Origin of the sequence: Aestuariimicrobium sp. p3-SID1156 (assembly GCF_025144225.1) — a bacterium.
In the GTDB taxonomy this organism is placed as follows: Bacteria; Actinomycetota; Actinomycetes; order Propionibacteriales; family Propionibacteriaceae; genus Aestuariimicrobium.
Map to the genome: position 1 here is coordinate 55,788 of NZ_JALXXB010000003.1, position 17,198 is coordinate 72,985.

General features: G+C 66.5%; 18 protein-coding genes. 12 read left to right on the plus strand and 6 right to left on the minus strand.

Annotated elements, in window-relative coordinates; all coding sequences use genetic code 11:
- Positions 1 to 22 precede the first annotated feature (22 nt).
- Both M3G03_RS05415 and M3G03_RS05420 read right to left on the minus strand, forming a co-directional pair.
- Positions 23 to 973, minus strand: a complete 951-nt coding sequence (locus M3G03_RS05415) for a DUF808 domain-containing protein (protein WP_259808671.1) — start codon at positions 971 to 973, stop codon at positions 23 to 25.
- 39 nt (positions 974 to 1,012) lie between these two features.
- Positions 1,013 to 2,308, minus strand: a complete 1,296-nt coding sequence (locus tag M3G03_RS05420; RefSeq protein ID WP_259808672.1) for an O-antigen ligase — start codon at positions 2,306 to 2,308, stop codon at positions 1,013 to 1,015.
- A gap of 58 nt (positions 2,309 to 2,366) precedes the next feature.
- Here M3G03_RS05420 and M3G03_RS05425 point away from each other — a divergent pair, with 58 nt between their 5' ends.
- Both M3G03_RS05425 and M3G03_RS05430 read left to right on the plus strand, forming a co-directional pair.
- Positions 2,367 to 4,895 carry a circularly permuted type 2 ATP-grasp protein gene (locus M3G03_RS05425; protein WP_259808673.1) on the plus strand — a complete coding sequence of 843 codons (2,529 nt, stop codon included), beginning with the start codon at positions 2,367 to 2,369 and terminating at the stop codon, positions 4,893 to 4,895.
- Complete coding sequence (locus M3G03_RS05430; RefSeq protein WP_259808674.1) at positions 4,892 to 5,857, plus strand: transglutaminase family protein; 966 nt, start codon at positions 4,892 to 4,894, stop codon at positions 5,855 to 5,857. Before M3G03_RS05425 ends, M3G03_RS05430 begins: the two co-directional genes overlap by 4 nt.
- On the opposite strand, the gene M3G03_RS05435 is transcribed toward M3G03_RS05430, so the two are convergent.
- On the minus strand, positions 5,850 to 6,677 hold the full coding sequence (locus tag M3G03_RS05435; RefSeq protein ID WP_259808675.1) for a transglutaminase family protein: 828 nt from the start codon (positions 6,675 to 6,677) through the stop codon (positions 5,850 to 5,852). The two genes, M3G03_RS05430 and M3G03_RS05435, sit on opposite strands and share 8 nt — an antisense overlap.
- Before the next feature lie 54 nt (positions 6,678 to 6,731).
- Here M3G03_RS05435 and M3G03_RS05440 point away from each other — a divergent pair, with 54 nt between their 5' ends.
- From M3G03_RS05440 to M3G03_RS05480, 9 genes are all read left to right on the plus strand, one after another.
- Complete coding sequence (locus tag M3G03_RS05440) at positions 6,732 to 8,111, plus strand: glucose-6-phosphate dehydrogenase (protein WP_259808676.1); 1,380 nt, start codon at positions 6,732 to 6,734, stop codon at positions 8,109 to 8,111.
- Between the two features lie 101 nt (positions 8,112 to 8,212).
- Positions 8,213 to 9,187: a proteasome assembly chaperone family protein gene (locus M3G03_RS05445; protein WP_259808677.1), complete on the plus strand. Its 975-nt coding sequence runs from the start codon at positions 8,213 to 8,215 to the stop codon at positions 9,185 to 9,187.
- 101 nt (positions 9,188 to 9,288) lie between these two features.
- Positions 9,289 to 9,909 carry a hypothetical protein gene (locus M3G03_RS05450; RefSeq protein WP_259808678.1) on the plus strand — a complete coding sequence of 207 codons (621 nt, stop codon included), beginning with the start codon at positions 9,289 to 9,291 and terminating at the stop codon, positions 9,907 to 9,909.
- Complete coding sequence (locus tag M3G03_RS05455) at positions 9,906 to 10,310, plus strand: hypothetical protein (RefSeq protein WP_259808679.1); 405 nt, start codon at positions 9,906 to 9,908, stop codon at positions 10,308 to 10,310. Before M3G03_RS05450 ends, M3G03_RS05455 begins: the two co-directional genes overlap by 4 nt.
- 29 nt (positions 10,311 to 10,339) lie before the next feature.
- Positions 10,340 to 10,987: a hypothetical protein gene (locus M3G03_RS05460; RefSeq protein WP_259808680.1), complete on the plus strand. Its 648-nt coding sequence runs from the start codon at positions 10,340 to 10,342 to the stop codon at positions 10,985 to 10,987.
- Complete coding sequence (locus tag M3G03_RS05465) at positions 10,984 to 11,682, plus strand: rhomboid family intramembrane serine protease (RefSeq protein WP_259808681.1); 699 nt, start codon at positions 10,984 to 10,986, stop codon at positions 11,680 to 11,682. Before M3G03_RS05460 ends, M3G03_RS05465 begins: the two co-directional genes overlap by 4 nt.
- Before the next feature lie 120 nt (positions 11,683 to 11,802).
- Complete coding sequence (locus M3G03_RS05470) at positions 11,803 to 11,964, plus strand: hypothetical protein (protein ID WP_259808682.1); 162 nt, start codon at positions 11,803 to 11,805, stop codon at positions 11,962 to 11,964.
- Positions 11,933 to 12,391 (plus strand): hypothetical protein, encoded by a 459-nt coding sequence (locus M3G03_RS05475; protein WP_259808683.1) that lies wholly within the window; start codon positions 11,933 to 11,935, stop codon positions 12,389 to 12,391. Before M3G03_RS05470 ends, M3G03_RS05475 begins: the two co-directional genes overlap by 32 nt.
- Positions 12,392 to 12,756: 365 nt before the next feature.
- Positions 12,757 to 13,188 carry a hypothetical protein gene (locus tag M3G03_RS05480; protein ID WP_259808684.1) on the plus strand — a complete coding sequence of 144 codons (432 nt, stop codon included), beginning with the start codon at positions 12,757 to 12,759 and terminating at the stop codon, positions 13,186 to 13,188.
- A gap of 10 nt (positions 13,189 to 13,198) precedes the next feature.
- On the opposite strand, the gene M3G03_RS05485 is transcribed toward M3G03_RS05480, so the two are convergent.
- The gene (locus M3G03_RS05485; protein ID WP_259808685.1) at positions 13,199 to 13,471 is read right to left on the minus strand and encodes a DUF2277 domain-containing protein; all 273 of its coding nucleotides are present in this window, start codon (positions 13,469 to 13,471) and stop codon (positions 13,199 to 13,201) included.
- Between the two features lie 15 nt (positions 13,472 to 13,486).
- Positions 13,487 to 13,981: a DUF456 domain-containing protein gene (locus tag M3G03_RS05490; protein WP_259808686.1), complete on the minus strand. Its 495-nt coding sequence runs from the start codon at positions 13,979 to 13,981 to the stop codon at positions 13,487 to 13,489.
- 98 nt (positions 13,982 to 14,079) lie between these two features.
- On the opposite strand from M3G03_RS05490, the gene M3G03_RS05495 reads away from it, so the two are divergent.
- Positions 14,080 to 14,961 (plus strand): CoA ester lyase, encoded by an 882-nt coding sequence (locus M3G03_RS05495; RefSeq protein ID WP_259808687.1) that lies wholly within the window; start codon positions 14,080 to 14,082, stop codon positions 14,959 to 14,961.
- A 170-nt stretch (positions 14,962 to 15,131) separates the two neighbouring features.
- On the opposite strand, the gene M3G03_RS05500 is transcribed toward M3G03_RS05495, so the two are convergent.
- Positions 15,132 to 17,189 carry a M3 family metallopeptidase gene (locus tag M3G03_RS05500; protein ID WP_259808688.1) on the minus strand — a complete coding sequence of 686 codons (2,058 nt, stop codon included), beginning with the start codon at positions 17,187 to 17,189 and terminating at the stop codon, positions 15,132 to 15,134.
- Positions 17,190 to 17,198: the final 9 nt, after the last annotated feature.

The following is a 17,198-nucleotide window of genomic DNA, read 5'->3' on the forward strand; positions in this document are numbered from 1 at the left end:
CTAGCGACCGATGTGCTGCCCCTTAGTGACTGGCCCCCGACGTCTTCTCGGATGTGGTGTGGACTCCGTGGCGATGGATCGGCAACAGATGCATCACCAGCACCAGCACCGCCCCGACCATCAGACCGACGATGGCGGAGAAGAAGGTCTCCACCAGCCAGCCCAGGAAGCCGCCGAGGCCAGCCACGTGGTGTGCAGGCGCCGCAAGATGGTGAACCAGCTCATAGGGGGCGTCCCAGCCCAGCTTGTCCGTGCCCGCCAGCAGGATGTGGCCGCCCACCCAGAGCATGGCGGCGATCCCCACTGTTGACAGGATGGTGAGGATCTTGGGCATCGCGGCGACCATCAGGCCGCCGAGCCGCTGCGAGGCCTCGTGGGGGCGCTCGGCAAGCTTGAGACCGACATCGTCGAGCTTCACGATCAGCGCCACCACGCCATACACCAACACGGTGATGGCGATTGCGACGGAGACCAGCGTGAGGGCCTTCATGGTCAACGACAAGCCGCCCGAACTCTCGTTCAGGGTATTGAGCGAGATGACCATGATCTCCGCGGACAGGATGAAGTCGGTGGTGATCGCGCCGCGAACCATCTTCTTCTCGATGTCGGGCCCCGCCTCGATCGCGGGAGTCTTCTCCGACTGCTCGTGCCCACCGCGCAGCGCTTCCCAGAGCTTCTCGGCTCCTTCGAACGACAGGTAGGCACCACCCAGCATCAGCAGCGGGGTCAGCACCACGGGCAGGAAGTGATCCAGGACCAGCAGCAGCACGATCAGGATCGCCTTGTTGAGCAGCGATCCGCGGGCGATCTTGGCGATGATCGGCAGCTCCCGTGCCGGGGAGAAACCCTGGACGTACTGGGGGGTCACCGCGGCATCATCGACCACGACGCCCAGCGCCTTCGTACCGGTGACGCTGGTCATCTTCGCGATGACCGCGACGTCGTCGAGCAGGGCGGCGAGTCCACCGGCCACGGGGTCCTCCTCTGGGGGGCGGGAGCTGTCGCAGCGACGCTACCAGTTCGAGGCGAGTTCCTGAGCACCTTTGCTGTCGCTCGCGGTGGCCTGCACCACCAACGCCACCAGGGTGGCCAGATGGGCGGCGGTCAAGGGCTGGCGCAGCCAACTCGAGTTCGCCAGCGTGAGCATCGGTACCGTCACCAGCATGACTGCGGTCATGGACGCCAGGGCTCGGCGCCCGCGCGCTCCAGCCTGACCCCGCCTCAGCGCGGCCAGGCAGGCGATGCTCGCCCCAACCAGGAGCGCAAGCAGGATGAGGAGCCCCACCAGTCCCAGCTCAGCCAATACCTCGCTCATCCCGAAGTGGGGGTTGGTGTACCGCTTGGCCTTGTGGGGATTGGACGCGAGCAGGACACGCTCGGCGAAACCTCCCGGCCCCACCCCCAACCAGCTGCTGTCCCGGGCCATCGTCCATGCGGCCTTGAAGAGGGTGGCCCGCACCATCGTGGAGTCGCCCTCGCGCAACCTGCCCTCCCACATGTGCACCAGGTGGAAGCGAATGTCGTCGGCAATCCCGATGCGCCACCACATTCCCAACCCCAGCAGCACGGCCGCGATGACGACGCTCCAGCGTCCGATTCGATGTCGACATGCCAGCAGGATGACGGTGGCAACCACCACGATCACCCCGGTGCGGCCATCGGTCCACCACAGCTGTTGCAACGCCAGCCCGAGAACCGCGACGGCGAGCAACCTCCACCAGCCGCGGGCCCCCAGAAAGGCGAGCAGGGCCAGCTGGATGACGACCACGAGCATGTAGGCGTACAGGTTCGGGTTGTCGAAGAAGGAACTGATCTGGTTCCAACCCTTCCAACGGCCGTAATACTTTGCCGGCCCATTGCCCGGGAGGTGACGGTGGGTGAACGTCTCCCAGAGGCCCACCGTCATCGCCATCACCGCCGCGAACAGCCACCCCGCCAGCAACCCCCACAGGACGACTCGACGACGCGAGAGCACCAGCATCGCCAAACACCCCGACAGGGCCACGACCACATGGCTGAGATCTGCAGTATGAGTCAGGGAGGGGTAGCGCAGGCGTCCGAGAAGCGCCAGGGCGCCCAGCGCGGCGAAACCGGCCACAGCCAACAGCTCCCCGCGTCCCCATGGCCTGCGAGGACCCCGGACCAGACGCAGGACCGCCAGCACCAGCAGTCCGAGGACGACCCAGCGAAAGGGGGACAGCAACCCGCCGGGCAAATACCAGGCAAGGGTGGCCAGTGGCGCGAGGGCAGCAGCGAGAACCACTTCGACGGCGTCCACGAAGCGGGTACTGGGCGGCGAACTGGACATCGCGATCATCCTAGACAGCAAACCCCCCGCGCCCACCGCGCGAGTTACGCTGGCAGGCGTGACCGCTGAGGAACTCGAGTGGAGCGACAGCGCGCTGGCACCGTATTCGGAGCTGGTTGCGGGTACTCCCCAGTTCGACGAGGTGATCGGCCCGGGCGGGATCCGCGATGAGCAGCAACTCGTCTCGGCGGCCGTCCAGGGCATGGGACTGTCCGGCCTCTTGGCTGCCCGTGCCGAGGCGCGGCGCCTCGTCGACGACGACGGGGTGCATTACGGGGGCGCCGGGAGAAACCGGCCCTGGACGATCGACCCCGTCCCGATGGTGGTTGGCGCGCAGGAATGGCACTCCCTCGAGGAGGGCGTGGCCCAGCGGAACCGCGTCCTCGACCTGCTGCTGGCCGACATCTACGGTCCCCAGCGGATGCTGCGTGAGGGAGTGATTCCCGCCGAGGTCATCCTCGGCCACCAGGACTTCCTGCACCAGGCCCATGGCGTCCCCGTGCCTGACGGTCTGCACCTGACCCTGTCGGGCACCGACCTGGGACGCACGGCAGATGGTGCCTGGTGCGTCATGTCCGACCGCACCTCGGCGCCTTCCGGGGCAGGCTACGCAATGGTCAACCGCCGCATCACCAGCCGCGTGATGGCGGACCTGCACCGCGTCACCCGGCTGCACCGTCTGCGCGGCTTCTTCACCACCATGCGGTCGGCCCTGCACCAGGCCGCCCCCCACGAGGACCACGCGGTGAAAGGAGCGCTGCTGTGGTCCGGCTCGGCCTCGGAGACAGCCTATGAGCAGGGTTTCCTCGCCTCCTTGCTCGGCTTCTCGCTGGTCGAAGCCGAGGACCTGACGGTGAATGATGGTCGCCTGTGGATTGAGGACCCGGAGGGCCGCAGCCGGCTGGACGTCCTGGTGCGTCGCATCGACTCGCACTACGCCGACCCGTTGGAGTGGCGCTCCGACTCCCAACTCGGGGTGGCCGGGCTGCTGACCACCGCGCGGTTGGGCAACCTGACCATTGCGAACCCGCTCGGTTCCGGTGTCCTGGAGAACCCCGGTCTGCTGCCATTCCTTCCCGAGGTGACGCGCCGGCTTCTCGGGGAGGACCAACTGCTCCCCTCGGCGGAGACCCTGTGGTGCGGGGACCCGGCGTCCCTCGAGCAGGTGCTGCAGCACGTCGAGGCGTTGGTCCTCAAGCCCATCCATCGCGGGCGGGCCGGCGGCTCGGTACCGGGCTGGACGCTGAGCAGCTCAGAGCGCGAGGAGTTGCTTGCCCGGGTCCGGCAGGAGCCCTGGGCCTGGGTGGGCCAGGAGCCGGTACACACCTCGACCACCCCGGTGGTCACGCGCGAGGGGCTGGTGCCCCGGCGCACGGTGCTGCGCACCTTCGGCGTCGCCACCGGGCAGGGGTGGGCGATCATGCCCGGCGGTCTCGCGCGGGTGGCCGCCGATGATGACTCCTTCACCGTCTCCACGATGACCGGTGCCCTGGTGAAGGATGTCTGGGTACTCGACTCAGGCGATGCTCTGCCCACTCTGGCCAGCGCCCGGCCGGGCCCCGAACAGCTCTGGGTGGAGGGCCATGATCCGCGCCCACTGCCCCCACGTGCCGCCGACAACCTCTATTGGGTCGGCCGCTACAGCGAACGGGCGGACGCGACCAATCGGCTGCTCGTGGTCGCCCTCGACCTGTCGGAGGACTTCGGCAACCGACCGGGTACTGCTGGCCACCAGGTCATGCATCAGGTCTTCGAGGCGATCACTGCGCTGACTGCCCTTCCGGCGGACCCCACCGTGCCGGGCCACTCGTCTCGTCAGGTGCTCCGACGCGCCGCCACAGACCCTGATCTGGTCGGAAGCCTCGCCCACGACGTGGCCAATCTCCATCGCGCCGCACACGAGGTGCCTGACCGACTCTCCGAGGACGTCTGGCCGCTGCTCGCCCGCCTCCAGCGCCTGATGACGGAGGCCGAGGGGTCCCCCGACTTCGAGGAGATCCGCCAGGCCACCCTGGCCTTTGCCGGCATCACCAGTGAGTCCATGGTCCGTGACAGCAGCTGGGCCTTCCTCGACTCCGGCATCCGCCTGGAGCGCGCGCTCAATACGCTGTGGTTCATGGGTGCGCTCTTCACGGAGGACCTGTCCTCAGGTGTGGAGGGGCACCTCGTCGACTCGCTGGCACGGGTCTGCGAGTCCGCCATGACTCACCATCGGCGCGCAGCCGCTGGGGAGCACCCGGCCCGGCCCCTGCACGCCGCCATCTCCCTGCTCGTCCTCGACGAGGCCAACCCCCGCGCGGTCGTGCACCTGCTACGGCGCTTCGCCGACGACATGCGACTACTGGGCGACGACAGCTGCGTGACGGCTGCCGGAGAACTTGCCGCCGACCTCCGCGCCCACAGGCATACCCTCTTCAGCGACGACACCGCCGCGGCCCTGGAGGTGCTCGGCGCCGCTGAGGCTCGGCTGCGCAGGCTGTCTGACGATTTGTCCACTCGACATTTCGGACGCAGCCGCCCGCGCATGGTCACCCAGGCCCAGTGGGTCACCACCGTGCCACCGCGCCCCGAGGGGGACCGTCGATGACCATGGAACAGCGTCCGGAGAACATGACGCCGCGCCGGTACAAGGTTGTGCATCGGACCACCTACACCTACAACCAGCCGGTGACCGGCTGCTACGAACGAGGCATGCTGGCGCCGCGACCCACCTCGTCCCAGAGCATCGTCGAGGCGGGTTTCACCGTCGAGCCAGCCGCCCACTTCAGCCACGAACACACCGACTACTTCGGCAACCTGACCCACTACCTCGAGGTACCAACCCACCACTCCACCCTGGAGATCACCAAGACCTTTCTGGTGGACGTTGCCTGGCCGGAGATCTCCCTGGCCCACCTCGACCAGTGGACGGTGGGTGAGGCAGCCGATCTCATCGCCGCGAACCGCGACATGGCGATCGGTCGTGCGCTCTTCCTGCTGGATTCCGCGAAGGTGGCCTCCGGGGAGGACGTCGCCGAGTACGCCCGCGAGAAGCTGCCCGAGGACCGGCCGCTGGGCCAGGCTCTCACCGCGCTGACAGTGGGGATCAGGGATGACTTCGAGTACAAGCCGGGGTCCACCACGACTCGCACGACCCTCACTGAACTGCTGGCCCGGCGCCAGGGTGTCTGTCAGGACTTCGCCCACCTCGCCATCGGCTGCTTGCGCCATGTCGGGCTTCCGGCCGCCTATGTCAGCGGGTACATCGAGACCGCTCCCCCACCGGGCAAGCCGAAGTTGCAGGGTTCGGACGCCACCCACGCCTGGACCAGCGTGCTGACGCCAGACCACGTCTGGGTCGACATCGACCCCACCAATGCCCACTTTGCCGACTCGCGGTACATCGTGAACGGTTGGGGACGCGACTACCAGGACGTGTCGCCGTTGAAGGGTGTCATCTTCACCGAATCCACCAGTTCAAACCTGACCGTCGGGGTCGACGTGTTGCGCCTCGACGACCCGAACGTCCCGCTTCCGGAGTGGGCCGTGGAGGACGAACCGGTCAGCTGAGCTGGACCAACTCCCGTGGGTCATCGGAGGGCAGCACGCCCTCGGTGGCGGCAGAAACTGTGACCCTCCTGAGCTGCGTGCGTCCCGAGACGGTGGTCATGAAGGCAGTGTCGCTGGCATCCCTGCCCGTGGCGATCCGCACCATGGACGCCCGAGGCGCCAGCCCGGTGGCGTCCACCACGTACCAGTGACCGTCCACGCAGACCTCCGCGACCGCATGGAAGTCCATCGGCGCCAGGCCGGGAGCGTAGACCGAGACCAGTCGCGCCGGGATGCCCTTGGCACGGCAGAAGGTGACGACCAGGTGGGCGAAATCCCGACACACTCCCCGGCGGCTGAGATAGGTCTCCAGGGCACCATCGACGACCCGGCTGCTGCCCGGCATGTAGACGACCTTGGTCTGGACCCATTCCCGAATCGCCTCGACCAGTTCCAGGCCGGTCAGGTCAGGGAAGGTCGACAGGGCCACCTGGAAGAGACGATCGGAATCGCAGTAGCGCGAGGGGCGTCCGTAGAGGATCTCGTCGGCCTCGGAATGCGGGGCGGGCTCTCCCGGGGCCTCGACCTTCGCTGAGTACTCCAGCACGAACGTGCCGGCGGGGATGTCGCGGACCCGATGAAGCCGCGCGCGTCCGGCGGCCAGCACCTGGTGGTACTCGAGGGCCTTGTCGTCGACGCTCATCCGGAGCGACTCCTCCAGGGGCTTGTGCCCGGCGCTGACGGCCACTGAGAAGACAATGTCGGCCGGCCGGGTCACCGTGACCTCCAGTCGGCTGGAGACGTTGGAGATGGCGGAGACGGGGGCTTCTTGCTCGGGCACGGACCTCACTGTAATCGGCCCCTGGAGTCTGTCCAGCTGCCTAGAGTTCGAGACATGGAACGCAGCCTGTCGACCCTGGTCATCCTCGGCGCTTCTGGCGACCTCACCCACAGGCTGTTGTTGCCCGGATTGGGAACCTTGCTTCGCCACCACCCCAGTCGCGACGTCAAGCTGGTCGGAGCCTCCGCTGACGAGCTGTCGCAGGACGCATGGGCGCAGCGCGTTCGGGAGGGCCTCTCTGACGGCGATTGCCACCGCGACCGGCTCGAGCAGGTGGTCAACACCACCCAGTACCGCCAGTTGGACGTCACCGCCCCCGACCAGCTATGCGACTTCCTCCATGAGCTTCGCGAACCGGGCCGGCCCATCGTGCTCTATTTCGCCCTGCCGCCGGCGGTCAGCATGAAGGCATGCCGGGCGCTCCAGGGCTGCGAACTGCCCGAGGGCCTGCGCCTGGCAATCGAGAAGCCCTTCGGGTCGGACTGGGACACGGCCCACGAGTTCAATCAGCTGCTCACCAGCCTCGTGCCGGAGAAGCAGGTCTTCCGCGTGGACCACTACCTGGGCAAGGCGACGGTGCTCAACCTCATCGGCCTGCGCTTCGGGAACCGCATCCTGGAACCGATCTGGAATGTCGCGAACATCGAGCGCGTGGAGATCATCGCCGACGAGACGTTGGCCCTGGAGGGCCGCGCTGGCTACTACGACCACGCCGGAGCTCTGAAGGACATGCTGCAAAGCCATCTGCTCCTCGTGATGGCGCTGATCGCCATGGAGGAACCCGCACGCATCGATGAGCTGGAACTTCGCGACCTGCTGGTGCACACCCTGAGGGCCACGGTGCTCTGGGGTGAGGACCCGGTCAAGGCATCGCGGCGCGCGCGATACACCGCGGGCACCATCAACGGCAAGGAGATCCCCGACTACGTGGACGAGCCGGGGGTGGAGCCCTCCCGCAACACCGAGACCCTGGCCGAGGTCACCGTGGAGGTGCGCAACGCCCGCTGGACCGGTGTCCCCTTCCGCCTGCGCTCGGGCAAGGCACTGGGCGACGGGTTCCGAGGCATCATCATCAAGTTCCGTCCCGTCCTGCATCCGCCCACGGGCTTTCGCAATGCGCCGGAGCCGAACGTGCTCGCGATCGGTCTGACTCCGGAGACGCTCTCACTCACCATGGTCACCAATGCCGAGGGCGACAGGTGGGACCTGGAGAACACCACCCTGTACAGCGAGTTGGGCGAGTCCCCCATCCGTCCCTATGGCGAAATCCTCGACCTGATCCTCGCGGGGGACCCGCTGCTGAGCGTCCGTGGCGACATGGCCGAGGAGTGCTGGCGAATCCTGGGACCGGTCCTCGATGCCTGGGCTGACAACAAGGTGCCGATGGACGAATACAACGCCGGCTCGACCGGCCCGTCGACGTGGAATGCCTGAGCTTTCGCCCTCGGCGATAGAGTGGGCATCCCGGGAACACCGGCACGAGACGAGGTGTTCCACCGAGGTCAGTCCGGACAACCGCAGGAGTTGAAAGCGAAATGCCCACCCCAGACACGCTGTTCACCACTGAACCGCACGTCGACCTTCGCACGATCCGTGCGCGGACGCTGGTGGTCACGCTGACCGGTTTCCTCGACGCCGGGCATGTCCAGCGGCTGATTGATGAGCACCTGCTCGACACGCTCCCGCATCACCAGCTCGGCCGTTTCGACATGGACCAGCTGATTGACTACCGCGGGCAGCGCCCCGTGATGACCTTCGACGTCGACAAGTACACCGAGTACGAGCAGCCCACCATGGCCCTGCACCATGTGGTCGATGAGACGAGTGTTCCCTTCCTGCTGCTGGCCGGCTCCGAGCCGGACCTCCGCTGGGAAGCGCTGGTGAAGGCGATTGAGCATGTGATCGACCAGACCATGATCGACACGATCGTGTTCGTGGGATCGGTACCGATGCCGACACCGCACACCCGCCCGGTCCTGATCACCCGGCATGCGAGTGATCCCTCACTGATCCCGGGCAATGAGCCAGTTTTCGGACGCCTGATGCTGGGCGCTTCCTTTCCTGCGCTGCTGGAGTTCCGTCTGCAGGAGTCGGGGAAGAAGGTCATCGGGCTGACTGCCCACATTCCGCACTACCTGGCCCAGACTGATTACCCGGACGCGGCCGTCGCCCTGGTGAAGGCCTTCGCCCAGGCCACCGGCCACGGCGTCCCCACCACGGAGTTGGCGGTGCGCGCGGGCATTGCCCGGGCACAGATCGGTGCTGAGATCCAGTCCTCCGAGGAGGCACAGCAGCTGGTCCAGACGCTGGAGGAGCAGTACGACGAGTTCCAGCAACGCCGCGAAGGCGGACGCCTGGCTGCTGCGCCGGAGGACCTTCCCACCGGCGACGACATCGCTGCCGAGGCGGAAGCCTTCCTGCGGGCGCATGCGGCGGGCGAGGAGCGCCACGAGGACGGTCGCGCTGACGAGGACGGGGGCCAGGCTGGCCCGGGTTGGCCGGCGCCCTGATGGGATTGCTGGACCATCGGCATGATCGGCCGTATCGGTTCAGGTTTGTGGCTTAATGTGTGTCTATGAAGCCCAGTAGCTTTACACGTTGGCACTGCGTCGTGGACGTTGACCAGCGGCACTCGCGACGGTCCCCCGACCGCGTCCCCAGCCTGCTGCAGCTTCTGCGTGGAGCCGGGTACTCGGGCGCGGAACGGACCACCGGGGACGAGGTCCAGCTTCTGGTGGAGCCCGGCCAGTCCCTGGCCGATCTGCTGGAGGTCCTCGTCCGCGCGGAGCACTGGCGCGTCGGGGTGGGCTTTGGGGCTGTGGAAACCCCCGTGCCCGCGAGCGTCCGGGAAGCTCGTGGCGCTGCCTTCATTGCGGCGCGCGAAGCCATCGGGGCAGCCGGCGCGGACCCGTCCGGGATCAGCTTCGCCACGCCGCACGGAGTTGTCGGGGCCGCCGACTACCCTCGAGGGGTACAGGACGACGGGCGTGAACGCCGCGTGTCACAGGCGCATGCCGCAGCAGTCCTCCTGCACCAGGTGTGGAGCCGTCGGACGCGCGAAGGATGGGACGTGGTGGACGTCATGAACGAGGTCGAGACCGGGCGGGAGGCCGCGAACCGGCTCGGAATCAGTCCCTCCGCCGTGTCCCAGCGCTTGCGGGCCGCCGGCTACCAGGCGGGCCTGCAGGGCAAGGCGCTGCTCGACGGTCTCGTCGACGAGGTGCTGCAGTGAATCCGATGCTGGTGCACAGCCGTTGGGCCGAGTTCGGCATCGACTCGGGCATCAACCTGCTCATCGGAACGGTCGTCGTGCTCTTCGGTGTCCGACCGGTCGCCTCCATCCTGCGGTTCGCGAGTTCTGCTCCTCCGGCCGAGCAGGCGCGGGCGGCCGACAGGCTCAAGGGAGGCGCCTGGATCGGTGCCCTGGAACGCCTCGCCACCTTCCTGTGTCTCATCGGCCACTTCATGGGCGGTCTTCCGATCGTGGTGGCGATCAAGGGCCTGGCCCGATTTCCCGACCTGAAGGGTCAGGAACCAGGGGTCTCCGAACGCTTCATCATCGGCACCTTCCTGAGCATCCTGCTTGCCATCGCCGGCGGCGCAGTGGCGCTCTGGCTGACCAGCCTCACCTGACCCGACGTCGACCAAGGAGAACAGCGACCATGCTCGAGCAGCCCGAGGACCTGCGCCGACGCCTCCAGGCGGCGTGGGAGAAATTGGTGCCCGGACACCCGGAGATCGGCGTCCAACTTCTGGAGCGTTGGAACGAGCCCCACCGTGACTACCACGGGCAGACGCACCTGGCCTACGGACTGGATCGTCTGGAGGAGCTGGGGGCTGCGCCGCTGGAGTATGTGGCCTTCTGGTTCCACGATGCAGTCCACCACAACGACACCCCCAGCGATGAGCTTGCTTCGGCGGTCATGGCGCGGGAGTTGCTGGAGGGCGTGCTGCCGCCCGACCAGGTCGAGGAGGTGGCCAGGCTCGTGCTGGTCACCATCAACCATGACCCGCGCCCTGGTGATGGTGCGGGCGCTCGTGTGAGTGACGCCGACCTGGCCGTTCTCGGGGCAGAACCCAGCGACTATGCCCGGACAGTACAGTCGATTCGCGCAGAGTTCTCGCAACTGGCAGAGCCCGAATGGGACCGGGGACGCATCGCCTTCACAGGTGCCCTGCTCAACCGCCCGCGACTATTCCTCACCCCCGAGGGCGAGCGCCTCTGGGAGGCTGCTGCCCGCCGGAATCTTGCCCATGAACGCGACACCCGGCTCGCCGGTGATCCCTCACGAATCAAGGACGTACTGTGACCGCTGCACCAGGCCCCCACCAACCCTCTCCCTCCCAGCAGGTCTACTACGTCGAGCGCAAACAGCCGGCAACCCCTGTCACCTGGGCGCTCCTGGTGATCAATGTGCTGGCGTGGATGGCTGGACTCGTCTGGCCTCGGGTTCCCTATGACCTCGCCCTGTTCCCGGCCATGGGGTTGGCCGAGCCCTGGCGCCTGCTCAGCAGTTCGCTGGTGCATTTCGGGATCTTCCACATCGGCCTGAACATGCTGGCGCTCTGGATGCTCGGCCGTGCTCTGGAAACGCTTTTCGGTCCCATTCGGTATCTGGTGTTGTACCTGGGGGCGGTGCTGGGCGGTAGCGCGCTGACGCTGATGTGGTCTGCGATGACCGGGCAGGGGTTGGATGCGATGTTCGGCGGCGCGTCCGGGGGCATCTTCGGGATGTTCGGCGCGCTGGTGGTGCTGCAGGCCTACAAGATGATCCAGGCTGGGAACCTGCTCCCCATCCTCGGCCTCAACCTGGCGATCTCCTTCATGCTGCCCGGGATCGGTTGGCAGGCGCATATCGGTGGGCTGGTCGTTGGTGCGGGGATCGGGTGGGCGATCGCTCGTCGACTCCGGCGTGAGACCTCCGATCAGACGCAGTGGATCGAGATCGGCCTGATCCTGGCACTGACCGTCGGAGTTCTCGTTGCCAGTGGGATGATCGCCTAGTTATCCACAGACTTCGTGAACAGGGTGGCGCGGTGAACCGTAGGCAGGGGAGGATGACCCCGTGCCAAGACCTGCTCCACTGTTCGCAGCAGCCCTCGCCGCAGGGTTGGTGTTGACTGCGTGCCAGAAGCCCGAAGTGTCCGGGCCCCCGGTTTCACCGACTGCGCTGCCGTCGTCGACGCCGACGGCGCCCAGCGTGGGGACGACGGCACCAACCGCGGCTTCCCGCCCCGCGAGTCCCTCCCCGTCGTTGATCACTTCGAAGCCGACGACGAAGGCTGAGGAGGAGGCGCTTGCGAAAGAAGCTGAGCAGGTTTACCGGGCCTTCGTGAAGGAGCAGTCACGTTTGGAATCCAAGGGCGGGGTGAAAGGAAAGCTACCGGCTTCGCTGACGAAATACATCTCCGGTAAGGAGCTCGCCCGACAGGAAACCATCATGAACGCACTCCATTCTCAGGGGATCCGAACTGAGTTTGACGGTCCCCTCGTCGTGAGGGCTGAGCCAGCTGTTTTCGCGGGGCTAGGATCTGGCCACCTAGTGAGCATGACGTTCTGCAACGATGGATCAAACGCTCGCATGGTGGCGAGGGACGGGAGCTCCACGCCGGGTCGCAATATCCAGTACATCGCAATGTTCAAGCGTGACGAACAGGGGATCCTGAAGATCAACAGCTCGGAAACCAGGACGGTTGAAAAATGCGCAGGTTGATTACTCTGGCGATCTTCTTGGCGCTCGTGCTCACCGGGGCGAACGCCCCTACCGCCAGTGCTGTATGCCATCAGGAGACAAGTGCTGGTCTCGTAGTAGTGCCGTGCGTGAGCGACGACGATGGTTCCAAGTCGGGCGGCGCCGGTGGACAACAACCAGGACCTCCATCGAGTGATTCCCGCGCCAACATGCCCGGTCGCGAAACTCCAGGGGCACCCGCCGGTCCACGCGTCCCGATCACCCAGGACTGTCTCAAGGACCCCAGCATTGACACCTGCGCCTCCCCCGGGGGCTCCCAGCAACCTGGGCGACCTGCCGCTCCGCCGGTGAACGTGCCGGCCGTCTCGCGATCTGCAGCCCTTGCCATGAGGTTGCCGCTTCCAGATGTCAACCTCTACCCGGATCCGAGCATCAATCGGTGGAACATGGTCGCCGTGGGGAACCCCCTGTGGCTCTGGACCACGACATCCAGCTCGCAGTCCGCGTCCACGACCCAGCAGGGCATCACGATCCAGATGGAAGCCAGACGGGGACCGGTGCTCGTGACGTGGGGCGACGGGACTTCACTGACCTGCACGACGATGTCACAGCCACCCCAGATTCCGATGAGCTCACCGACCGCGTCCCCCGACTGCGGGCACACCTACACGTCCAAGGGCGACCGAACCATCACCGTCAGCACCACGTGGACGGTGACCTGGGCAGCACTCGGCCAGTCCGGGACTGTCACTGTTCCACGATCGAGCAGTCGCCAGGTCGACGTGGGCGAGCTGAACGCGCTCATCGTCAAGCGCTAACGCCTCTGCTTCAAGCATTCGCGTAGCGCTGGGCGGCCCGGGCCTTTGCCTTCTCTGCCTCGGCGTCGCGATCCTTGGGCGGTGCCGAGGTGACCAGCTCATCCATCAGGTGACGTGTGATGTGGGCGATCTCGGCGACCGCCCGGTCGAAGGCGCCCTGATTGGCCTGTGAGGGCTTGGTGAAGCCGCTCACCTTGCGCACGTATTGCAGGGCTGCAGCGCGCACTTCGTCGTCGGTGACCTCCGGCTCGAAGTTGAACAGCGGACGGATGTTGCGACACATGGTGGCTCCTTGGGTTCAGAGGATGAGCGAGGCGAACACCGAGGCACCCAGCAGTGTCACGGCCAACAGAGCTGCAGCCAGTTCCAGCAACATTCCAGTACCGACCGACTTCATGGCGACCACGCTGGTCGACCACGCAGCCTTGAGGTCCTTCACCCGGACATATTCAATGAGCAGCAGCGAGACGATGAATCCGAGTGGCAGGCCGATCACGGGGATCCAGAAGCCGGCCACCACGCCCACGACAAGTGAGAACGCAATGGGCCACTGCGGAATCTGTCGAGCTCCCAACCGGCGCTGGGTCAACACAGCGGACGCGAGCATTCCGCACACCACCAGCACGGCTCCGACGATGCCGACCACCAGGCTCTGGGTACTGCCACCCCAGATCGCCCATACCACCAGGGCAACCAGGACGCTGAGCGAACCTGGCAGCACGGGCACGATGATGCCTGCCACACCGACCAGGGCCAGACAGATCGCGATCAGGGCAGCGAATGCGGGGGTCATGCTCCCAGCGTAGGTGTCCATGGGACAGGACGTAGCTCCACATCTCAGAGGTCCTCGATACATTGTGGACTCGCCCACCCCCACCGAAAGGAACCGCCTTGTCCCCCAAGGTCCAGGTAGGCCCCGAGCTCGCCCGCTCGTGGCTCCTCGTCAACGGCTTCCAACCCGATCGCTTCGACCGGGCCGCAGCGAGCGCCGCTGACGTCGTCCTGCTCGACATCGAGGACGCCGTGGCGCCGGACAACAAGGACAGGGCCCGCGAGAACGTGGTCGAGTACCTCTCCCAGCAGGGCAACCGGGCCTGGGTGCGCATCAACGGCTTCGGCACCCCTTGGTGGGCTGAGGACTGCAAGCGGCTCGCCCAGGTGGAAGGTCTGGACGGCGTGATGCTGGCCATGGTCGAGTCCCCCGAACACATCGAGCGCACCTCGGCCCAGCTCCCCGGTGTGAAGATCGTCGGCCTGGTCGAGACTGCCCGAGGCGTGGAGAACCTGAAGGCCATCGCCCGAGCCAAGGATGTCTTCCGCCTCGGTTTTGGTCTGGGTGACTTCCGCCGCGACACCGGTTTCGGGGACAGCCCGCAGGCGCTGGCCTACACCCGTAGCCAGTTCACCATTGCCTCCCGCTCGGCCAACCTCCCCGGCCCCATCGACGGCCCCGCCGTCGGAGCCGTGGGCGTGGCACTCGCCGATTCTGCCGGAGTGACCGTCGAGTTCGGCATGACGGGCAAGATCTGTCTCATGCCCGAGCAGTGCGCGACAGTCAACGAGATCCTTTCCCCCTCGGTCCCGGACATGTCATGGGCTCTGGACTTCCTCACCGAATTCAAGGAGTCGGGCAACGAAATCCGCAATGGGTCTGACCTGCCGCGTCTTGCGCGCGCCAACAAGATCCTCGGGCTCGCCGAGAAGTTCGGCCTCGATCTGCCGGCCGGCTACGAGGACGTCTTCCACGCCCCGAGCGACACCTACCACTTCTGATACCGAGCCGGCTGGCCCGATCTGCCCCAAGCCAGCTGGCGCCTGAGCCAGCCTGGCCGCGTTCGCCCGTGCCCCGTGCTGCTGCCCGCGACATATCGTGGGCAGCAGCATGGGAGGCGGGCAAACCGCGAATAGCTGCGGGGACAGAAGGGCCAGTTGACGGGATCGGTTCAGGCGGTTTCCTCCACCAGCCCGCGGCGCTTCAGCAGCGGGGTCATGTCAGGACCACGGCCCACGACGGCCTCGAAGGAAGCCATCGGCTCGCGTGAGTTGCCGCGTCCCAACAGTTCTCGGCGGAAGGTGTCGCCGAACTCGCGGCTCAGCCCACCATTCGCGCGGAACCAGTCACAGGTGTCCGCGTCGAGCATCTCGCTCCAGATGTAGGAGTAGTAGGCGGCGTCATAGGAGTTGCCGAAGATATGGGCGAAATAGTGCGGTCGGTAGCGCGGCGCCACGTAGGGGTTCCCCAGTCCCACTCGCTCGAGGGCCCGGGCGGTGAAGGTGTCCAAGTCGCCCACCGTGTCCCCCGGTGCCAGGGCATGAAGCTCCTGGTCGAGGAGGGCGGCGCCCAGATACTCCACGGTCATGAAGCCCTCGTTGAAGGTGCCCAGCCCCTGCAGCTTCTCGGCCAGCTCCTTGGGGAGTGGCTCCCCGGTCTCGTGGTGGACTGCGTAGTTCGCGAGCACCTTGGGCCAGGTCATCCACAGCTCGTTGACCTGTGAGGGGTATTCCACGAAGTCACGGGGCACGGCCGTTCCGGACTGGGTGGGCCAGTACACCTGGCTGAACAACCCGTGCAGGGCGTGGCCGAACTCGTGGAAGGCGGTGTTCACCTCGTCCACGGTCATCAGCGTGGGGGCGCCCTCGCGCGGCTTGGCCAAGTTGAGGTTCTGGGTGACCACCGGCAGCGTCCCGTGGAGCCCCGACTGGACGACGATGGAGTTCATCCACGCGCCACCATTCTTGGTCTCACGCGCATACGGGTCGTAGAGCAGCAGGCCGAGCACCGAGCCGTCCTCGTTGAGGACGTCGTAGAAGAGCACATCCTCGTGGTAGGCCTTCAGGTCCTGCCGGGGCGAGAACGTGATGCCGTAGAGCCTGGTCGCGGCGAAGAAGACGCCGTCCTCGAGCACCTTGCGGAACTCCAGGTACGGCCGCAGCTGCGAGCTGTCCAGGTCGAAGAGTTCCTGCTGCAGGAGTTCGGTGTAGTAGGACCAGTCCCAGGGTGCCAGCTCGAAGGTCTGCTCCCCCAGCTCGGCCTGTCGCTTGTTGATCAGCTCCTGCAGGGCCTCGGCCTCGCGGTACATGTTGGCCAGCGCGGGGGCGGCCAGCGGGTAGATGCGCTCGCGGATCGTCTCGGGGTTCCCGATCGTCTGGTCCGCGGTCCGCACATGGGCGTGGGTCGGGTAGCCGAGCAGTGCGGCGCGCTCGGCCCGCAGCTCCACCATGCGGGTGACCAGCTCGGTGGTGTCGAACTCATTGCCCTGGCGCCCACGCTGGGCAGTCGCCTCATAGATCCGGCGGCGAGCACCACGGTTGGTGAGCACGCTCAGCCACGGGTGGACGGTCGTGTTGACCAGCGCCACCAACCAGCCGTCGAGCCCTCGCTCGCGCGCGGCATCGGCGCACAGGTCACGTTGCTCGGGGCTCAGCCCATCCAGGTCGGACGCCTCGGTGAAGTGGACGGCCAGGTCATTGGTCGACTTGAGGAGCCGTGAGGTGAACTCGGTGCGCAGCTGCGCCATCTCGGCGTTGAGGGCCGACATCTTCTCCCGCGCCTGGTCGTCGAGCTCTGCGCCGGCGAGTCGGGCAGAGGTCAGGTACTTCTCGGCCAGGAACCGCGCGTCCTCGTGCAGCTGGGACTGGTCGCCCTCAACGACAGCCTTGAGGCGCGCAAACAGGCGGGGGTCCATCCAGATGGCGTCCGAGTGGGCGGACAGTTTCGGAGCCAGTTCCTTGGCGAGGTTGCGGATCTCCTCGGTGCCGTGGGATCCGTGGACGGTGTAGAAGGCGTGCTGCACGCGGGAGAGGTCCTCATCGGCGCGTTCCAGGGCAGCGATGGTGTTGTCGAAGGTCGCCTGCTCGGGGTTGGTGACGATCTGCTCAATCGCCTCCCGATTGCGCGCCATGCCCTCCGCGAAGGCCTCGCGATAGTCCTCGATGCTGAGGTTGGCGAAATCGGGCAGCTGGTAGGGCAAAGTGCTGGGGCTCAGCAGTGAGTTCGACATGGGCCCAAC